Below are 19,352 nucleotides of genomic sequence, written 5' to 3'. Positions count from 1 at the left end.
AGGACAGCATGCTGAAAGTAAAGGTGATTTTCAGCATCTCAGCGCATACACGGATAATGTAGTGCGCTGATAGAGTACTCTAATTTTAGGCTTTGTGAATAGCAAATTGCTTTAATTTTGTTCTTCTGCCTAAATCTTAAGCAAATACGATCTTCTTGAAGTTTTTAGAGCAGCGAAAGTTGTGCTTCTTGGTTTTGCGCACTTAATTGATAGACACCTACGCCAATCAGACGAAATTGATCGTCCTCAGAAAGATGCATTTCATGCAGTAATTGCTGCAATACATGCGCAAGGTCTTCACGATGATTCAGTGACGTTTTAAAACTTTTACTGTGCTGTAGCACTTGGAAATTCTTCAGTTTTAATTTGGCCGATACACCGCGCGCACTTAACTGCTTTTTTTCTAAACTAGACCAAACTTGGTCAATCAGTTTGGGCCAATAGGGCTGACATTGGCTCAGAGTGAGATCATCATCAAAAGTGGTTTCTTTCGAGATCTGTTGACGTTCACGTCTAGATTGGACAGGTCGCTCATCAATCCCTTGTGCATACAGATAGAGTTGTCGGCCATATTTACCGAAATGATGAATCAGAACGGTTTCTTCAATTTGTTGTAAATCACCCAATGTATTAAGTTGCATAGCTTTTAATTTTTCTTGAGTCACTTTTCCCACACCGGGTATTTTTTTCAGTGCCAAGTCATGGATGAAATGCAGGACTTGTGAAGGTTTGATAATACAAATGCCATTGGGTTTGTTCCAATCAGAAGCGACTTTAGCCAAAAATTTATTGGGCGCGACACCTGCGGAGGCAGTTAAACCAGTGCTTTGTAAAATCTCTGCCTGAATTCGCATAGCGACTTCGGTGGCGCTCGGAATGTGTTGTAAATTTTCTGTGACATCCAAATAAGCTTCATCTAACGATAGCGGTTCAATCAGCGACGTATAGCGTTGAAAAATGGCATGAATTTGCGCCGATACAGCACGATATTTTTCAAAATTCGGTTCGATCACTACGACTTGTGGACAGAGTTTACGGGCCTGTGCCATCGACATTGCAGAACGTAAACCAAATTCACGTGCAGGATAGGACGCAGCGCAGATGACTGCACGAGGGTGATGTGAAGACACAACAACAGGAAGCTGCTTGAGTTCTGGACGTTCCCGCAGCTCTACAGATGCAAAAAATGCATCCATGTCGATATGTATGATTTTCCTCATGCTTAGTTAGATCAGTGCCTAAAAATTGAATTTCAGTATCGCACAGTCAATCTAGCGCTTTCCTGAATTTTTTAACTCAAACGACACAGGTTGACTGAGTAAAACCACCTTGGTGTTTTGAGCTGCTGCCGACTGTATCAATAGATTTAGGCTTTGAGGGGTGTCATCGGCAAAACGGGGCAAAAATTCGAGCTCTGGATTCAGTGGTTTGAAAAAATTATCCCAATGAATTGGAATCACGGTGATGGGTTGAAGAGTCGCTAAGGTTTCTTTGAAATATTGCTGTTGAAACGCTGCCGTTTGCTTGGAAAGTTGGGCGATGCCTAGAAATAAAGTATCGACTTTTAGTTCTTGCAACTGTTTGGGCACAGCACTCGTACTGGCTTTGACTAAACTGTAATGCGGCCCATGTTGGATGAGATAATCATATGATCCACCTTCTTTAAACTGGCTAAAATGTGCAGGGAGTTGTAGTGGCTGCGAAATTTCTTCCCCTAAATCATCATTAACGGCCGTTGGCGGAGTATGTTGCGAGGGGATGGTAGTAATGGTGAATTTACCGATTTTCATCGGTTGCCATGCTTGAACTTCGTGTAATTGTGATTCAGCGATTGGCATCGCCCGTGCGATATTTAAGGTACTTTTAGAGCCGACAATCATGGCTTTAGGGAGCTGGTGGGCCAACATTGGAATATCGAGCGCATGATCATAATGTGAATGAGTCACGAAAATAGCACGTGTACGTTTTAAGTCGTATTGGTCGATATAGCTTTTTAATAAAGGCTGATCACTTTGAATCTGAGTGAATATGGTCTGACTGAGCGATGGACGAGTAAAGAAGCCATCGATGAGGAGTTGCTCTTGGCCATCGTCAAAAAGTAAGGTCGAAACACCAAAGAACTTCACGTGATAGGGCGCTGCTGAGTGTGTATATGTAGTGCTTTGTGCGGGATGTTGATAATGCCACGTTTTAAACACTGCCAAGGTCCCTGAAGGTTGGATCAAGTAAACCAATATCCCGATGGCGAGGATTATAAAGACTGAAAATATAATAAGAAAAATTTTTAAAATACGCATCCTGCGACTCAGTTTTCATGGATTATTTTGTTCGATGTTGTCCTGAGTCGGTGAATAAATCAACGGGGTTTGATCGGGGAAACGCCATTTTTGTCTAAAAAATCAGCCCATGCATTGGCATCACCTGAAAATACATTTAAATCGACGGTGGTCGAGATGCCTTGAATTTTTCCTTGATTGGTATGTTGCCAAATCAGCCATTTCGGATTGTTTTTTAGATCGGGTGGGCCTTTATACTCACGGACCCACAGCGGTGTGTGTTTAAACTCGCCTGCTAAGACAATATTATAAAAAGACTTCGAAGTATAAAAAATCGGTTGTTTGCCATAATGGTGGTGCAAGCGATCATGCATATAAGTGATTTCTTTGAGTAACTGCTCTTTGCTGTAGGTGTTAATGCAGTTGGTGTCATATTCCAAATCAATCACTGGGGGAAGGGCATCGGCTTTTTTCGGCACGGAAGCAATAAAATTTTCTGCCTGAATCCTGCCATCACGGCACAGACGGTAAAAATGATAGGCCCCAACTAAAAAGCCGTTTTCCCGCGCTTGCAGCCAGTTATCTTGAAATTTCCGATCTTTAAAATCACCACCTTCTGTGGCTTTGAGATAAACGAATTGGTATTTTTTAGGTGAAATTTTTGACCATTGAATATCTTTTTGATGATGGGAAACATCAAAACCTTTGACTGGATATTCTTCTGCAGATGCAGGGCGATGCGGCATAACGGCTAAATAACCCAGTCCTGCCACCACCAAGACGCCGCTGATAGCGCTGAGTGCAATAATCGGGCTGTATTTTTTGAGTGAACTTTTTGTGGTACGTGATTTGGCTTTTTTAGGCATGAAAATGTATCCAAGTATCTCTTTTATCATAACCCTTTAATGGCTGATCTGTCATAGATTTGCCCGATGACACGGATTTAGACATCCACATGTTTAGGAATCTGCCAAAAAATCGCTGCGGTAATCAGGTTAATGCAGCCGAGTAAAATCAAGGTGCTATGGAATGCCGTTTCGATTTGTGCAGGACCATAATAGGCCGTAAACACGTTGACTAAAGTCCCTGCCAAAGCCACACCGATACTCATCGACACCATCATAATCATCGACAAGAAACTGTTGCCACTGCTGGCATCTTGTTGGGGTAAATCTTTGAGGGTTAAGGTATTCATCGAAACGAATTGCAGCGAGTTTAAAATACCAAAAATAAAAAAGTGTAAGGCACGTAACCAAGTGGGGGTTTCAGCCGTAGAGAGTGCAAAACTGCAAATACAGGCACCGACCAAGAAGGTATTTACCAATAACACTTTGCGATAGCCAAAGCGTTGAATAATTTGACGAATAATCGGTTTTGATGCCAATGAACCGAGTACCGTCGGTATCATCAATAACCCTGTGATAAATGGCTCAAAGCCAAAAGCCACTTGTAGCATTAAGGGAATCAAAAATGGCATGGCATTGCCGCCAAGGCGGGCAAAGAAGTTGCCGATAATGCCGATAGCATAGATCCGATTTTGAAATAATTTACTGCGAAACAGCGCATTGGCGTGGGTATGTGCATGAAAGGCATAGATCAAACTGGCGATGATGCCTGCAGCGACCAAAAGCAGGCTCCACCATAGCGGAAGATGAGGGCTAGCAAAGTTTTCAATGCCTAACGATAACCCCACCATGGCGACGACCAATAAGAAAAAACCCATAAAGTCGAAGCGTTGTACGCTCGGTTCGGTCACATTGGGCATGGCTTTAAAGGTAATAAGAACCCCTAACAGCCCCATTGGAATGTTTATTAAAAAGATCCAATGCCATGTTGCGACTTCCACCATCCAACCGCCAAGGGTAGGACCAATTAAGGGCCCCATTAAACCAGCAAGGCTCATCAGACTCATGGCCGATAAAAACTGTGTCCGAGGAATCACTTTGAGCATCGCCAAACGCCCAACAGGTAGCAGCAACGCGCCACCTATGCCTTGAATTACCCGATAAACCAATAGCTCATTCAGGCTATTGGCCATACCGCAGCCTAGTGATGCTAATGTAAAAATAATAATGGCTGTGAAATAGGTATTTCGTACACCAAAACGATCGGCCAACCAACCACTTAAGGGAATACACGCTGCGACAGACAAGACATAGGCCACGACCACACTATGCATTTGAAGCGGGTCTTCGCCCAAACTTCTTGCCATCGCTGGGATTGCGGTATTGACGATTGTCGTATCCAGGCCTTGCATAAAAAAGCCAATAGAGACCAATAGCACTAGAAGTCTAAATTCGGGTTGTAAAGCCTGATGCGTTGGCGTGCTATTCATAAGTCAATAAAGCTGAGATTTTTAAACAGTTTAAATGAATATTGCCATTCGGATGTAGTAAAAGCTTTGCATAATTGAGCCAAAAAATTGCAAGAAAAATGCAATGAAAGTTTCATCTCTATGCAACCTAATGTTTATAACTTGGTCATATTTTAATAAAAGACGAATGAAAACATGAAACTACAAATTTCGGCACTGATGTGATTAAACAAGGCGATGTGGGACCTGAAGATCTGATTTTTATTGCCGCCAAAGATTCGCCCAATGCTCAACCTTTGTTGGTTGTTAGAAATGAAGTGAACGGTAGCACTGCAGTTTATCAGATTAAATTGAAATAATTAAATTTTAAATTTTTGTTTTATTTAAAGTTTTTATTTTGATGTCGAGAAAAGCAAGGCACAAAATTGTATGAACGCCAGATAAACTGTCATAATGCGCTCAAGTCCTTCATTTATTGGAGGGCTTTTTCTTTATGGCAAAGGTGTTTTGTTTTCATGACAATCGAAATTCTGATGGTCATAGGCTTCTGTCTCGCGGCCTATTCTATTGTCGGTAATGATGTGCCACAGACATTGGGAACCTTTATTTCATCCAATGCGCATCGCCCTTGGTGGCTGTTGTGGATCTATGTCAGCAGTATTCTAGCTATTGTATTGGTTTATGGTTGGTACAGTTCTGGCGTGGGGGATGCATCTTATGGTCGTTTAGAAACGATTCCATTTCCCGCAGAAGGGGTCACGTGGCTCTATATTGTGCCACCGATCTTACTGATCATTTTGACTCGCTACGGAATTCCGGTCAGCACCACATTCTTAGTGTTAACGATTTTCTCTCCGAGTAGTCTTGGGTCGATGTTAACTAAGTCGATGATGGGTTATGCGGTAGCTTTTGTTGTTGCGATTATTGTTTATCGATTTGTGATTAAAGGCATCTCGGTTTATTTCAGTAAAACACGTGATGAAACCCCCTCGAATATTTGGGTGGGACTACAGTGGGTTTCGACGGCATTTTTATGGAGTCAGTGGCTGATTCAGGATTTGGCCAATATTTTTGTCTACGTCCCTCGTCAGGTGCCGCTGGAGTTCCTGATTTTTGCAATTGTGGTGTTTATCGTACTGCTTGGGATCATTTTGTACCAACGTGGCGGGGCGATTCAGGGCATTATCGACACCAAAACGGGTGTGGCTGATATCCGCTCGGCAACCATTATCGACTTTATGTATGCCTTGATTTTATTGGTGTTCAAAGAGTGGAGTAATATTCCAATGAGTACCACTTGGGTGTTCTTGGGCTTACTCGCAGGACGTGAATTTGCCATGTCCATGCATTTACATGAAGTGAATAAATATCGAACTTCACGAAATGTCAGCAAAGATGCGATGAAATTGATGCTTGGTTTATTGATGAGTATTTTCTTAGCGACAACATTGCCATGGTTCTATCGTGTGGTGTCAGGTTAAGTCGGCACGATCTCGATTTGAAGTAGGATATCGAGTAATAAAAAAGGGGAATAATTTATTCCCCTTTTTGATATCTAAAATACAGTTAGACCACGAAATTTTTTGGGCAATCTAAATTTTTTAGTGCACTAAAGATCTGCTTCGAAGAATTACATACGATCAATTTGGCACGATGCTGCGGCGGCAAGAAACCTTCAGCGACCGCATGGTCTAATTGTGCAATTAGTGCATCATAGAAGCCATTGACGTTATAAAGCATCATCGGTTTTTGGTGTTGATTCAACTGTCCCCAAGTGGCGATTTCTAAAATTTCTTCAAATGTGCCAAGACCACCGGGCAGGGCAACAAAGGCACTTGCACGTTCTGCCATCATGGCTTTACGCTCATGCATACTGCGCACGACGTGTAATTCAGTCAAATGATTATGTGCAATTTCATAATCCAACATAAACTCAGGAATCACACCCACGGCTTCGCCGCCATGTTCGACCACAGCGTCAGCAACTTGACCCATCAGGCCAATACTGGCGCCACCATAGACCAGACCAAAACCATGTTCAGCCAAGCCTTGCGCTAATGCGATGGCTTTTTCTTGATAAATTGGATTGTTACCAGAGCGGGAGCCGCAATACAGTGCGATTAAAGGTTGTGTTGTAGCAGGAGAAGGATTACCACGTTTTTCTGTCATTTTTAATCCGCTATTCATTACGTTTTAATTTTACCTTAGCATGTTATTTTTTATGACACTACATTGGCAGCTAAATATGACGATTTAATGTCATCACTGGGTTTAAATTCTTCCATACAGAGATTGTACTTTGGTAAAAAAGGGTGAATTTTTACCTTAACTTGCTATACTTAAAACTTCATTTCAAGCTAAAGAACCGTCATGGGTAGTGGTTGTTGTCACTCAGCACACATCAAAATATTAGAAAGAACGCCATTAAAAGCGTTTGCGCATGTCCAATGCATTTCATCTTCAAATCAGCATGATCTACGTGTGAATAACATTCAGGAGATACAATTATGATCTTTGAATGGATGTCCGACCCATCTGCATGGGTGGGTTTATTGACACTGGTGGTGCTTGAGATTGTTTTAGGTATCGATAACCTGGTTTTTATTGCGATTCTTGCGGAAAAATTACCGCCAGAACAGCGTAATACCGCACGGATTGTCGGCTTATTGCTTGCACTGTGTATGCGATTGGTCTTACTGGCTTCGATTGCATGGGTGGTGACTCTAACCAATCCACTGTTCCATATTTTCGACCATCCATTCTCCGGTCGAGACCTAATCTTACTGTTTGGTGGGGTGTTCTTGCTATTTAAAGGCACCATGGAACTGCGTGAACGTCTTGAAAACAAGCCTATGCTAAAGGAAGAAAATCCTGTGCATGCGACGTTTTGGATGGTGATTGTGCAGATTGTGGTGCTCGATGCTGTGTTCTCGCTCGACAGCGTGATTACCGCTGTCGGGATGGTGAAACACCTGTCAGTCATGATGATTGCGGTCATTATTGCTGTCGGCATCATGCTGTGGGCATCTAAGCCTCTGATGAACTTCGTGAACCGTCATCCAACGGTAGTGATTCTGTGCCTGTGTTTCTTGATGATGATCGGTTTCTCGCTCTTAGTCGAAGGCTTTGGTTTCCATATTCCAAAAGGCTACTTATATGCAGCTATTGGTTTCTCCGTACTGATTGAGTTTTTGAACCAAACCATGCGTCATAATCAGGAAAAAATGGTGACAACCACAGACTTACGTTATCGCACAGCCTCAGCGGTGATGCGTATGCTCGGTGGGAGAAATGTTGCAGACAATCAAAATGAAAATGAAGATGTGCTTGCAACACGTGCCTTTGCCGATGAAGTCTTTGATGAAGACAACGGGGTTTACCACAGTGTCATGGTACAAGGGGTACTGGGTTTATCTGAACGTCCAGTGAAGTCAGTGATGACACCTCGTCCTGAACTAGAATGGATTGACTTGGATGAAGCGCCTGAGGCGATTCGTGCTCAATTACTCAGTACCACGCATTCACGTTTGATTGTGGCACACGGCGAGTTAGACAATATCGCGGGTGCGGTACTGACTCATAAAGTCATGAATGACTATATTGAAACAGGCGTACTTGATTTTGAAAAGCATCTCCGTGAGCCTGTAGTGGTGCATGAAAATGCACAAGTCTTGATGGTGATGGAACAACTGCGTCAAGCGCCGTTGCAAATGGCCTTGGTGTTGAACGAATACGGTTCAATTGAAGGGATTGCAACACCAATTGATGTCTTAGAAGCGATTGCTGGTGAGTTTCCCGATGAAGATGAACCGGAGACAGCAGCAGAAAGTCTCGATGATGGTTCATTGTTACTCGATGGCTCAACTGACATTCGTCATGTGTCTTTATTGTTGGGTCGTGACTTGGTGGATGATGCTGAACAGTATTCGACATTGTCCGGATATATCTTATTTCATTTGGGCCGTTTACCAGCCAATGGTGAAAAATTCAAAGCGGATGAACACATCTTTGAAGTGGTCACAATGGATGGTCATAAGATCGAAAAAGTGCATGTCATTCCCATGCCAACTGAAGATTAAGTTGCGTATCGGGGGGTAATCTATATAGATCACTGATGTTACGCACGTAAAAGTAATTACGCATTTTTAAAATGATTTTTAAGTCTATTCGACGGAGTCTTACATCTAGGGTTTAAATAAAGGGATTAGCCTTCGGCTGGAGGTACTTTTGTTTCGGCAAAAGTACCCAAAACCATTGTCATCCGCAAAACTCGTTCACTACCGTCAAATTATTCAAAGCATTGCAAAAACATTTTTGATTAGAAGTAGTCCTGTCTCAAACACTTGCGGATGACCTTACCGTGTATCATTCTTTTATTTGAATCGATACGGATCTACTGATGAAAATTGTGTGGAAAGATCCGTTAAAATAGCCTGCATTGTCAGGCTATTTTTTTATGGAAACAAACATGTCACAAGTCCAGTGTCCGTGTGGCAAAGGTGAATATGGTAGCTGTTGTCAGCCCTTACATACGGGGCGTGAAAATGCACAGACTGCAGAGCAGTTGATGCGTTCACGTTATAGTGCTTTTGCACTGCATAAGATTGATTATATTGTACAAACAACTGCGTTTGGACAGCAGCAAGCCTTGGATGTCAGTGCCATTGCAGCGTGGAGTCAGGCCAATCAGTGGTTAAAACTTGAGGTGGTACAGGCTCAAGAAAAACTCGATAAAAACCATGCTCAAGTTGAATTTAAAGCCCATTATCACGATGGGCAGCAAGCGCAGGTACATCATGAAATTTCACACTTTGTGAAGTTCGAGCAGCGCTGGTATTTCCTTGATCCGACCACAGAGATGCAAATCACCATGAAGCAGCCCTGTATTTGTGGTTCTGGACGAAAATTTAAACAATGTTGTGCGCAATTTTTATAACATTTGAGCAGATTTAGCTTAGAATAGCGCGCATCTCAACCCTCAGTGGAAGAAGGGCGATGTTACTTACCGTTATTTATATTATCGCAATCACGGCAGAAGCAATGACAGGTGCATTGTCTGCGGGTCGGCGGAGTATGGACTGGTTTGGGGTAACATTGATTGCCTGTGTCACGGCACTGGGGGGCGGTTCGGTTCGTGATGTGCTACTTGGGCACTATCCACTGACATGGGTTAAGCATCCTGAATATCTCATGCTGACTTGCTTTGCTGCATTTGTCACCATCCTGATTGCAAAGTGGATGCGTCATCTTCGTAATATCTTCTTGGTTCTCGATGCCCTTGGTCTCATTGGTTTTACCATTATTGGCTGTCAAATCGCTTTAGAAATGGGACATGGTTTTGTCGTTTCTGCGGTAGCAGGGGTGTTAACTGGGGTCTCTGGCGGTATTTTACGAGACATTCTATGTAACGATGTCCCGCTGGTGTTCCGTCGTGAACTTTATGCCAGTATTTCTTTTGTGTCCGTGATTTGTTATTGGCTCTGTATTGAGATTGGCTTATCGCTAGAATTAACCGTCATTGCGACTCTCATTTTCGGTTTCACCTTACGTCTGATCGCCATTTACTTTGGCTTAGAAATGCCTAAATTCATTTATAAAGATGATGATGATCAGTCGGTATCTTCAAAAGATTTGTCGTAACCGCGTTGCTATAACATCACATTAAAATGCTAAAAAGACGGATCAATGGTCGGTCTTTTGCATGGATCTATACTAAAAAACGCAAAATCATACATCCTGTTGGGAAAGCAGTGTTTATCCTTCCACCAGTTCAGAGATCTTGTTATGGACTTAGTCTCACGTATACAACGCTTACCCATCGGTAAGTTTCACTACACTTTACTTTGGGTTATTGGCCTTGGCTGGATGTTTGATGCCATGGATACGGGACTCATTTCCTTCATCTTAGCGAAAATGGCTGAAGATTGGGCCATGACGCCAAATGATAAAAGTTGGGTGGTCTCGATTGGTTTTGTTGGGATGGCGATTGGCGCGGTGTTTTCTGGAGGACTGGCAGATCGCTTCGGCCGAAAAACAGTGTTTGCATGGACATTGGTGATTTATAGCTTAGCCACTGCTGCATGTGCGTTTGCACCTAATCTAACTTGGTTATTGGTATTTCGTTTTATTGTCGGCTTAGGTTTAGGGGGACAACTCCCAGTCGCGGTGACTTTGGTCAGTGAATATATTCCAGCGCATGTACGTGGACGTTTTATTGTCTTACTGGAAAGTTTTTGGGGACTGGGCTGGTTGGTTGCTGCATTGGTCTCACGCTTTATTATTCCTGATTTTGGCTGGCATGCAGCGTTCCTGATTGGCGGTATTCCTGCGTTATATGCGATCGTGATTTGGAAAATGGTGCCCGAATCGGTGCCTTATTTAATCAACCGTGGACGTTTTGATGAAGCACATGCATTGGTGAAAAAGATTGAAGCCAAATGTGGTGTGCAAGTTGTTGAAATTTTTGAGGTCAAACCGGTTGCAGAAAAGCACAACATCAGTTTTTCACAGCTTTGGTCAGGCATTTTTGCACGACGTACTTTAATGCTGTGGCTCATTTGGTTCGGTATCGTCTTTTCTTACTATGGCATTTTTACGTGGTTACCAAGTTTATTGGTCAAAGAAGGCTACACCATTGTTCAATCCTTTGAATATGTCTTGGTCATGATTTTGGCACAATTGCCAGGTTATATTGCAGCGGCATGGTTGGTCGAAAAATTGGGTCGTAAAGCTACTTTGGCGGGCTTCATTGGGATGTGTGCCATTTCGGCATATTTCTTCGGACAGTCTGGCAGTGTGACAGAGATCGTGATCTGGGGCTGTTTAATGTCCTTCTTTAATCTCGGTGCATGGGGCGTACTTTATACCTATACACCAGAACAATATCCGGCCAATATTCGTGCCTTTGGTTCGGGCTGGGCGGGTGCCATTGGTCGGATCGGGGGCATTGCCGCGCCTTTTGCTGTGACACATATGATGGATATGGATCATGGTTTTAGCTATGTCTTTATGATGTTTACTGCAGTCTTAATTGCCGTTGCCGTGGTGATTTTGGTTTTAGGTGAAGAAACCAAAGGCAAAACTTTAGAATCCATTGGTCTATAAAGACTGTTGAATTTTTAGTTGATCATGGTGAATAAAATGGATATTTTTACGCCATAAGACACAATTTGTCGCAGAGTGTTAGATCATCCCCTTGTATAGGGGACACCTGCGACATAGCATAAGAACCCAATAAAGAACGAACAATTTAGGATTACAGGTTGTTATGACAAGCCTTGCGCATCATGCGACAGAAAACCGTTCCGTAGCAGAATTTACCGAACAAGCATATCTCAACTACGCCATGTACGTGATTATGGATCGTGCATTGCCACATATCAGTGATGGTTTAAAACCCGTTCAGCGTCGTATCGTCTATGCGATGAGCGAACTCGGGCTAAAGCCAACGGGTAAGCCAAAAAAATCTGCACGTACGGTTGGTGATGTACTGGGTAAATACCATCCTCACGGTGACTTAGCTTGTTATGAAGCCATGGTCCTCATGGCGCAGCCGTTTAGTTATCGCTATCCATTTATTGAAGGTCAGGGAAACTGGGGCTCACCAGATGATCCGAAATCCTTCGCAGCGATGCGATATACCGAAGCAAAACTGTCTGCTTATAGTGATTTATTATTGTCTGAGTTAGGACAAGGGACTTGTGATTGGCAGGATAACTTTGATGGTTCGATGAAAGAGCCAGTGAATTTACCGGCACGTGTTCCAAATATTTTACTCAACGGTACAACGGGTATTGCTGTGGGTATGGCAACCGATATTCCACCGCATAACTTACGTGAAGTGGTGAAGGGCACCATCGCCTTAATTCGCAATCCAAACTTAACCGATGAGAAAGTCGCAGAATATATTCCTGCACCTGATTTGCCTACACGTGCGGAAATTATTACCTCTCCAGAAGAATTACTTAAAATTCAAACCACGGGTCGCGGAAGTTATCGAACTCGTGCTGTGTACAGTATTGAGAAAAATGAAATCGTGATTACGGAGTTACCGTATCAGGTTTCAGGTTCGAAAGTGATCACGCAGATTGCAGATCAAATGCAGGCGAAGAAGTTGCCATTGGTCACGGACTTACGTGATGAGTCAGATCATAAAAACCCAACACGTTTAGTGATTGTCCTGCGCTCAAACCGTATTGATGCTGAATCGGTGATGAGTCATCTATTTGCAACCACTGACTTAGAGTCGAGCTATCGTGTCAATATGAACATGATTGGCGCTGACGGTCGTCCGCAAGTGAAATCGATCCGCCGTATTTTGTTGGAATGGATCGAAATCCGTAAAAATACCGTGACACGTCGTTTGACTTATCATCTGAATAAAATTGAAAAACGGTTACATATACTTGCAGGCTTGATCATTGCCTATCTGAATATTGATGAAGTGATTCGAATTATTCGAGAAGAAGATCAGCCTAAACCTGTGTTAATGACGCATTTTAATATCGATGAAATTCAAGCCGAAGCCATTTTAGAACTCAAGTTACGTCATTTGGCAAAACTTGAAGAAATGGAAATGCGCCGTGAACAAGAAGAATTGGAAGCCAAAGCTGCCATTATTCGTGAACAATTGGCGAATCCTGAATCATTAAAAGCATTGATCATTAATGAACTTAAAGAAGATGCGAAGAAATTTGGTGATGACCGCCGTTCTCCAATTGTGAAACGTGCAGAAGCCCATGCGATTAATGAACAAGATATGCTTCCTGCAGATCCTGTGACTGTGGTGTTGTCTGAAGCGGGTTGGATTCGCTCGGCGAAAGGTCATGAAGTCGATGCTGAGAACTTAAATTTCCGTGCTGGTGACCAATATCTCAGCCATGCGCAAGGTAAATCGAATCAACGTGTTTATGTATTAGATGATGCCGGTCGTAGCTATGCTTTGGGCATCAATACCTTGCCATCTGCGCGTGGTTTAGGTGAGCCTCTGAGTTCTAAACTTGCACCTGCAAGTGGTGTCGGCTTTAAACAAGTGTTTATTGCCGAAGATGAAACAGAAGTCTTGGCGATGAGTAGTAAAGGCTATGGCTTTAAAACCCAAGCCAAAAACCTCGATACCAATGCAAAAGCAGGTAAAGCCTTCCTTAGCTTGTCCGAAGGGGCGGCAGTTATGAATTTAACGGCGATTGAGAATGCAACACATCTTGCACTCCTCAGTTCTGCGGGGCGTTTGCTGTTGGTTGAACTTGATGAATTACCAGTATTGAATAAGGGTAAAGGTAATAAATTGATACAACTTGAGGCAAAAGATCAAATTGTATCCATGACAACTTTGAATTTAGATGAAATAATTCAAGTGCTTGCAGGAAATCAACAATTAAAGCTTAAAGGCGACGATCTGCAAAAATATGTGGGTAAACGTGCATCGAAAGGCGTGTTGTTACCACGTGGATATCAAAAAGCAAATAAACTGTTCATTCAAAGATAATACTAGCATCCATGGAACGAAATACGTTATATATGCTGTTATTCGTGAAATGGATGCAATATTAAGCACAAACAAGTTAAATAATGACCGCTTAATATTGAAAAAAAACAGTTGGATTATTAAGGATTACGACAGGAGAATTGGGCGTTATGGAAAAGATTTGGTTCGCTGAATACCAAAAGACAGGGATTCCAGAAACTGTAGAATTACCCGCAGAAAATACCTCATTGGTCGATATTTTTGAGCGTAATTTTCAGAAGTTTGGCTCAAGAGATGCCTTTATCTTCATGGATAAAGTCTTAACTTTTAAAGAACTTGATGAAGCAAGCCGTAAATTTGCAACCTATTTGCAAAGCTTAGGTTTGGCTAAAGGTTCACGCGTTGCAGTTATGATGCCTAACGTTCTTCAATATCCTGTTGTTGCATTAGGTGTATTCCGTGCTGGACTGGTATTGGTCAACGTGAATCCACTGTATACCTCTCGTGAACTTGAGCATCAATTGAATGACTCTGGAACAGAAGCTCTTGTTATTATTGAAAACTTTGCATCTGTTTACCAAGCGATTATTGGTAAAACCCCAGTAAAACACGTGATCGTGGCATCTGTGGGTGACATGCTTGGTACGCTGAAAGGTACATTGGTTAACTTTGTATTACGTTCAGTACGTAAACAAATTCCAGCTTGGAACATTCCAGGTCATATTCGCTTTAATGCAGCAATGTCTAAAGTGAGTGCAAACAATTACAAACGTCCAAACTTAACTTTAAGTGATACTGCTGTACTTCAGTATACCGGTGGTACAACTGGCGTATCTAAAGGCGCAGAATTGACCCATCGTAACCTTGTGTCAAACATGTTGCAGTGTGATGGTATTTTCCAAAGTAAATTTGGTCAGAAAGATGGTCAGCCAGATGATCGTATCTTCTGTGCATTACCGCTGTATCACATCTTTGCATTTATGGTGTGTGCACTTTACGGTATGTACAAAGGTCAGGCAAACGTATTGATTCCTAACCCGCGTGACCTACCTGCGGTAATGAAAGAATTACGTAAATACCAACCTTCATTCTTCCCAGCAGTGAACACATTGTTCAATGCTTTGGTGAACAATGAAGAGTTCAAGCAACTTGACCACAGCAAGCTAAAAATGGCGATGGGTGGTGGTATGGCAGTACTTCCTTCGACTGCAGAAGCGTGGAAGAAAGTTACAGGTACCAATATTATCGAAGGTTATGGTTTATCAGAAACTTCACCTGTTGCAACCGCAAACCCTCCAGCATCAATGGAATTCAGCGGTACGATTGGTATTCCATTGCCACTGACTGAAGTTGCTATTTTAGATGATGATGGCAATGAAGTTGCTCAAGGTGAGCAAGGTGAAATTTCGATTCGTGGTCCTCAAGTCATGAAAGGCTATTGGAACCGTCCAGATGAAACTGCCAAAGTAATGACGGCAGACGGTTTCTTCCGTACAGGTGACATTGGTGTCATGGATCCACGCGGTTATGTGAAGATTGTAGACCGTAAAAAAGACATGATTTTGGTGTCTGGCTTCAACGTTTATCCTTCTGAAATTGAAGAAGTTGTTGCAAAACATCCAAAAGTGCTAGAAGTTGCTGCGATTGGTGTTCCTGATGAAAAATCAGGTGAAGTACCTAAATTATTCGTTGTGAAAAAAGATCCATCTTTAACAACTGAAGAAGTTTTGGCATTCGCAAAAGAAAACTTAACTGGCTATAAACGCCCACGTTATGTTGAATTTATGGATGAATTACCAAAATCAAACGTTGGTAAAATTCTACGTAAAGATTTGCGTAAAACCGCATAATACGATGCATAAAAAAAGCGCCTTCGGGCGCTTTTTTTATCGCTTTAAATTTAGCTCATTAAAGCTTGCCTTTATTCATCGACCAGCGATCAAAGTAGCGACGTCCTACACCAAAAACACCCAAGAAAATAAACATCGCGCCGAACTGACGACTAAAGCCGGATTGGTTATAGCTGCCATAGGTTAAAATATTGTCGACTAAGCAATATAGGGCAATGACAATGACCCAATGCCAAAGGGGAAGTTGCTTGATGGAAACTGCATAGAATGCAATCCACATGATGACAAAGCTGAAAACAGTCGACCAGACATTTAAGTTGGCGCAGATCACAGCAAGTAAAAATGCAGTCACTGGAATGACGATTTTTAAGACACGATCGACGCGAAGCAGATGGCGTTTTTGCTCTTCAAGAACTTCAAATAATTGATCTTGATCAGAAGTGCTCATAGAGGATCCTTTCATCTGCCGATTATAAAAACACTATATTTAACAAAAATTATTCACGAAATGCCATGGTATTATAGCAGCCATAAAATCTTCCTGAGAAAAAACACATGCACAGCATCAGTGGGATCATCTATCTCATTTTGGCCGCTTGTTTATTGCCATATGTATTTACATTTATTGCGAAGCGAGCTGCAGGTTTTAAGTCGAGTGATAATCAAAATCCACGTGAGGTTTTAGCGCGCTCTACAGGATTGGCGAGCCGCGCACATGCAGTGCAGCAAAATAGTTTTGAAAGTTTACCTTTATTTATTGCGGCTATTCTAATGGCTGAATACATGGTGATTCATCAACAATACATCATGACCTTTGGGATTGCCTATCTCGTTTTACGCGTCATTTATGGGCTATGTTATTTAGCCAATTGGGCAACTTTACGTTCAATTATTTGGACCTTGTCGATGTTATGCCCGATTTGCCTGATGTTATTGGTCATTAAATTAAGCTAAATGTTCTGCTTGATGATTAAATTATCAGCATGATCGCTTAAATCACAAAAAAAGCGATAAAACCGTTATAATTGTGCCGGATTAAAAGATTTAACTTTGTTTAAAGAGTGATGCTATGAGCTACAGCAATATCCCAGCGGGTAAAGATGCACCAAACGACATCTATGTCATTATTGAAATTCCTGCAAATGCAGCACCAATCAAATACGAAATCGATAAAGATTCTGATGCGTTATTTGTAGACCGTTTCATGGGTACTGCAATGTTCTACCCAGCAAACTATGGTTATGTTCCAAATACATTATCTTTGGATGGTGACCCACTAGACGTACTTGTGGTAACTCCACATCCAGTAGAGCCAGGTTCTGTAATTCGTTGCCGTCCTGTTGGTAAATTGAACATGGAAGATGATGGTGGTGTTGACGCAAAACTCGTTGCTGTTCCACACGACAAATTGACTCCGCTTTATAAAGATGTTCAAGAATATACCGATCTTCCTGCATTATTGATCAATCAAATTGAACATTTCTTCCAACACTACAAAGACTTAGAGCCTGGTAAATGGGTTAAGTTAAGTGGTTGGGAAGGTGCTGATGTTGCGAAACAAGAAGTACTTAGCTCAATTGAAGCTTACAAAACTGCGAACAAATAATATTGTTTTAAGCTGAGCATCGTTTTTAGATGAAATCGATGCTCATAAAAAAAACCTGCACAGTGTGCAGGTTTTTTTTCTATCTTAGAGTAGCTGCGAAATTAAAATAATTTCACAGGGATGTCTAAGAATAAACGCCATTCGTTTGTATCACCGATATAGTTACCAGCTTGGTAGTTATCACTTGCGCGGTAGTAAGAATGACGTACACGTAAGCTTGCGTCCTTAGCAAAACCAGATTGAACAGTATATTTCACTTGGTTAAAGAATTCGCGCTCTTGACCTTCTTTTGCTGAATTGTTGACTTTAATATCCCAGCCATAAACGAATGCAGAAGTCCAGTTCAAGCCTGGCACACCATAATCAGTAAAGTTTAAGTTATATTGAACTTGTGCCGATTTTTCATGATTACCGATAAAGTCAGATAGATAAGAGTTCGCGACATAAATAGATTGAGCACCGTCAGCATTTTCACCATAGTCATAGCCAGTGTTGCCCGTATTTTGTTGGTAAGCCAACATTACAGAATGAGCACCTTGGTTCAATGTACCAGCAAGCGACCAAATGTTATTGCTTCGGTCAGCAGGGTCTACATTTGGAGATGTTGAATAAGTACCTGCTTCTTTATCCCATTCAGTGTGATAACCATTAAAATCTAAAGTTAAAGAACGCTTTTCAGCCAATGGTAATGTGTAATTTGCATTGATGTAGTGACGTTCGAGAGCATCTTCACTGTCTAAGCCATAATAAGATGCATTGAGTTGGTCATTAAATTTGTATTTTGCGCCCCAAACGATCGCATTATCTAAATGACGACCATCAGAGTTAATTTGGTCTGAATATTGGTTTTTAGTGAATTTACCAGCAATCACTTCTAAGTTTTCAATTTCATGGCTAGTTGCTAAAACACCTGTGAAATATTCAGGCACCATACGTGCAGTATTCGATGCAAGCACTGGAATATCAAGAACTTGGGTGCCGTATTCAACAGTTGTATTTGATATACGTGCTTTTACACTGGCACCACCACGTGCCCAATGATCATAGGTATCACCGATGCCTTTTTGTAATTCACCTTTATCATTGATTCCAGTTTCACGAGGAATCATGCCATTGCCAGCATTATTATTACTGCCTAATTTGAATGAAGCATCACCAGTAATGTTTACACCAAAACCAACCACACCTTGAGTAAAACCAGATTCAAGTTTTACGATCGCAGACTGAGCAGTTGAGCTTGTGTCAGTTACACGTTTTTCTGCACCGGTACCATTTTCGATATAATTTGTTTTGTCACGATGTAAATAACCTGTACGGAACAATACAGAGCCTTCGGCATCTTCCACAAAGCCTTTAGATTCGCTTTGTTCGCTAGCAAAAGCAGTAGAAATAAGAGCAGCGTTTACTAATACTGCAAGTGTTAGTTGTTGAGCTTTAAGCATTGGGAGAGAGCCTCATGCAAATTTGGTTAATATGTAGTGCGATTGTATATTTTTTCTTAAAAAAATCACTATTTTTAATGCGCTTATTACACTAAAGTTAGAAAACATTCAGATCATCGGTCAATCTGTAATAAGCAAATGTTTCGTATGTTATTGTTGTTTAACAAATAGTTTATTTAAATTGAATATATATTAAGCTAAAGAGAAGTTTATTCATTGCTTATCATAAAAAAATATAAAAAATTTCATTTAACTTGCTGATTTTTCATTACTCTTCGCGACAATTTGTGCTGAATTTAAATTGGTATTTTGATCAAAAAGTATAACAATGATTGAGGTGCATGGCATCACTGTTCAGGCACAGTAAGCACCGTTGGGGTGTATTTTGTAAATAGAGA

Annotated in this window: 17 protein-coding genes; 10 read left to right on the top strand and 7 right to left on the bottom strand. The window is 41.6% G+C overall.

Features of this window, described 5'->3' with window-relative positions; genetic code table 11:
- Window positions 1–164 precede the first annotated feature (164 nt).
- The 4 genes from dinB to mdtD all read right to left on the bottom strand — a co-directional run bounded on the left by dinB (window position 165) and on the right by mdtD (window position 4,611).
- The gene (gene dinB / locus MST16_RS15815) at window positions 165–1,220 is read right to left on the bottom strand and encodes a DNA polymerase IV (protein ID WP_180010718.1); all 1,056 of its coding nucleotides are present in this window, start codon (window positions 1,218–1,220) and stop codon (window positions 165–167) included.
- Window positions 1,221–1,271: 51 nt separating this feature from the next.
- Entirely contained in the window at window positions 1,272–2,297 is a 1,026-nt protein-coding gene (locus tag MST16_RS15810; protein ID WP_180010716.1) for an MBL fold metallo-hydrolase, read from the bottom strand.
- A gap of 59 nt (window positions 2,298–2,356) precedes the next feature.
- Window positions 2,357–3,142, bottom strand: coding sequence for a GH25 family lysozyme (locus MST16_RS15805; protein ID WP_180092565.1), 786 nt, complete (start codon window positions 3,140–3,142; stop codon window positions 2,357–2,359).
- A 77-nt stretch (window positions 3,143–3,219) separates the two neighbouring features.
- On the bottom strand, window positions 3,220–4,611 hold the full coding sequence (gene mdtD / locus MST16_RS15800) for a multidrug transporter subunit MdtD (protein WP_111884839.1): 1,392 nt from the start codon (window positions 4,609–4,611) through the stop codon (window positions 3,220–3,222).
- Between the two features lie 200 nt (window positions 4,612–4,811).
- Here mdtD and MST16_RS15795 point away from each other — a divergent pair, with 200 nt between their 5' ends.
- Entirely contained in the window at window positions 4,812–4,949 is a 138-nt protein-coding gene (locus MST16_RS15795) for a hypothetical protein (RefSeq protein ID WP_162689750.1), read from the top strand.
- 156 nt (window positions 4,950–5,105) lie between these two features.
- A complete protein-coding gene (locus MST16_RS15790; protein WP_078189479.1) occupies window positions 5,106–6,071 on the top strand; it encodes a hypothetical protein in 966 nt (321 codons plus the stop codon).
- An 85-nt stretch (window positions 6,072–6,156) separates the two neighbouring features.
- Here the strand turns inward: MST16_RS15790 and MST16_RS15785 are convergent, their stop codons facing one another.
- Complete coding sequence (locus tag MST16_RS15785) at window positions 6,157–6,777, bottom strand: TIGR00730 family Rossman fold protein (protein ID WP_078189478.1); 621 nt, start codon at window positions 6,775–6,777, stop codon at window positions 6,157–6,159.
- A gap of 320 nt (window positions 6,778–7,097) precedes the next feature.
- Here MST16_RS15785 and MST16_RS15780 point away from each other — a divergent pair, with 320 nt between their 5' ends.
- The 6 genes from MST16_RS15780 (at window position 7,098) to MST16_RS15755 (ending at window position 15,906) form a co-directional block, all read left to right on the top strand.
- On the top strand, window positions 7,098–8,669 hold the full coding sequence (locus MST16_RS15780) for a TerC family protein (protein ID WP_180022085.1): 1,572 nt from the start codon (window positions 7,098–7,100) through the stop codon (window positions 8,667–8,669).
- A 389-nt stretch (window positions 8,670–9,058) separates the two neighbouring features.
- On the top strand, window positions 9,059–9,526 hold the full coding sequence (locus MST16_RS15775; RefSeq protein ID WP_180022084.1) for a YchJ family protein: 468 nt from the start codon (window positions 9,059–9,061) through the stop codon (window positions 9,524–9,526).
- Between the two features lie 59 nt (window positions 9,527–9,585).
- Window positions 9,586–10,230, top strand: coding sequence for a trimeric intracellular cation channel family protein (locus MST16_RS15770; RefSeq protein ID WP_078189475.1), 645 nt, complete (start codon window positions 9,586–9,588; stop codon window positions 10,228–10,230).
- Between the two features lie 144 nt (window positions 10,231–10,374).
- Complete coding sequence (locus tag MST16_RS15765; protein ID WP_168378243.1) at window positions 10,375–11,694, top strand: MFS transporter; 1,320 nt, start codon at window positions 10,375–10,377, stop codon at window positions 11,692–11,694.
- Between the two features lie 163 nt (window positions 11,695–11,857).
- Window positions 11,858–14,077 (top strand): DNA topoisomerase IV subunit A, encoded by a 2,220-nt coding sequence (parC, locus tag MST16_RS15760; protein WP_180005204.1) that lies wholly within the window; start codon window positions 11,858–11,860, stop codon window positions 14,075–14,077.
- 149 nt (window positions 14,078–14,226) lie between these two features.
- Window positions 14,227–15,906 carry a long-chain-fatty-acid--CoA ligase gene (locus MST16_RS15755; RefSeq protein WP_168378241.1) on the top strand — a complete coding sequence of 560 codons (1,680 nt, stop codon included), beginning with the start codon at window positions 14,227–14,229 and terminating at the stop codon, window positions 15,904–15,906.
- Between the two features lie 58 nt (window positions 15,907–15,964).
- Here the strand turns inward: MST16_RS15755 and MST16_RS15750 are convergent, their stop codons facing one another.
- Window positions 15,965–16,354, bottom strand: a complete 390-nt coding sequence (locus MST16_RS15750; protein WP_180092568.1) for a hypothetical protein — start codon at window positions 16,352–16,354, stop codon at window positions 15,965–15,967.
- Window positions 16,355–16,461: 107 nt separating this feature from the next.
- On the opposite strand from MST16_RS15750, the gene MST16_RS15745 reads away from it, so the two are divergent.
- Both MST16_RS15745 and ppa read left to right on the top strand, forming a co-directional pair.
- Window positions 16,462–16,860 carry an MAPEG family protein gene (locus MST16_RS15745; protein WP_078189470.1) on the top strand — a complete coding sequence of 133 codons (399 nt, stop codon included), beginning with the start codon at window positions 16,462–16,464 and terminating at the stop codon, window positions 16,858–16,860.
- Between the two features lie 115 nt (window positions 16,861–16,975).
- Window positions 16,976–17,512 carry an inorganic diphosphatase gene (gene ppa, locus MST16_RS15740; protein WP_180065981.1) on the top strand — a complete coding sequence of 179 codons (537 nt, stop codon included), beginning with the start codon at window positions 16,976–16,978 and terminating at the stop codon, window positions 17,510–17,512.
- A 101-nt stretch (window positions 17,513–17,613) separates the two neighbouring features.
- Here the strand turns inward: ppa and MST16_RS15735 are convergent, their stop codons facing one another.
- Window positions 17,614–18,954, bottom strand: a complete 1,341-nt coding sequence (locus MST16_RS15735; RefSeq protein WP_180005203.1) for an OprD family outer membrane porin — start codon at window positions 18,952–18,954, stop codon at window positions 17,614–17,616.
- Window positions 18,955–19,352 lie beyond the last annotated feature (398 nt).

The sequence above is a fragment of the Acinetobacter sp. YH16040_T genome (genome assembly GCF_024605785.1).
Taxonomy (GTDB): domain Bacteria; phylum Pseudomonadota; class Gammaproteobacteria; order Pseudomonadales; family Moraxellaceae; genus Acinetobacter; species Acinetobacter amyesii.
Note: the sequence above shows the minus strand (reverse complement) of the source record. Positions and strands in the feature narration are given on the sequence as shown.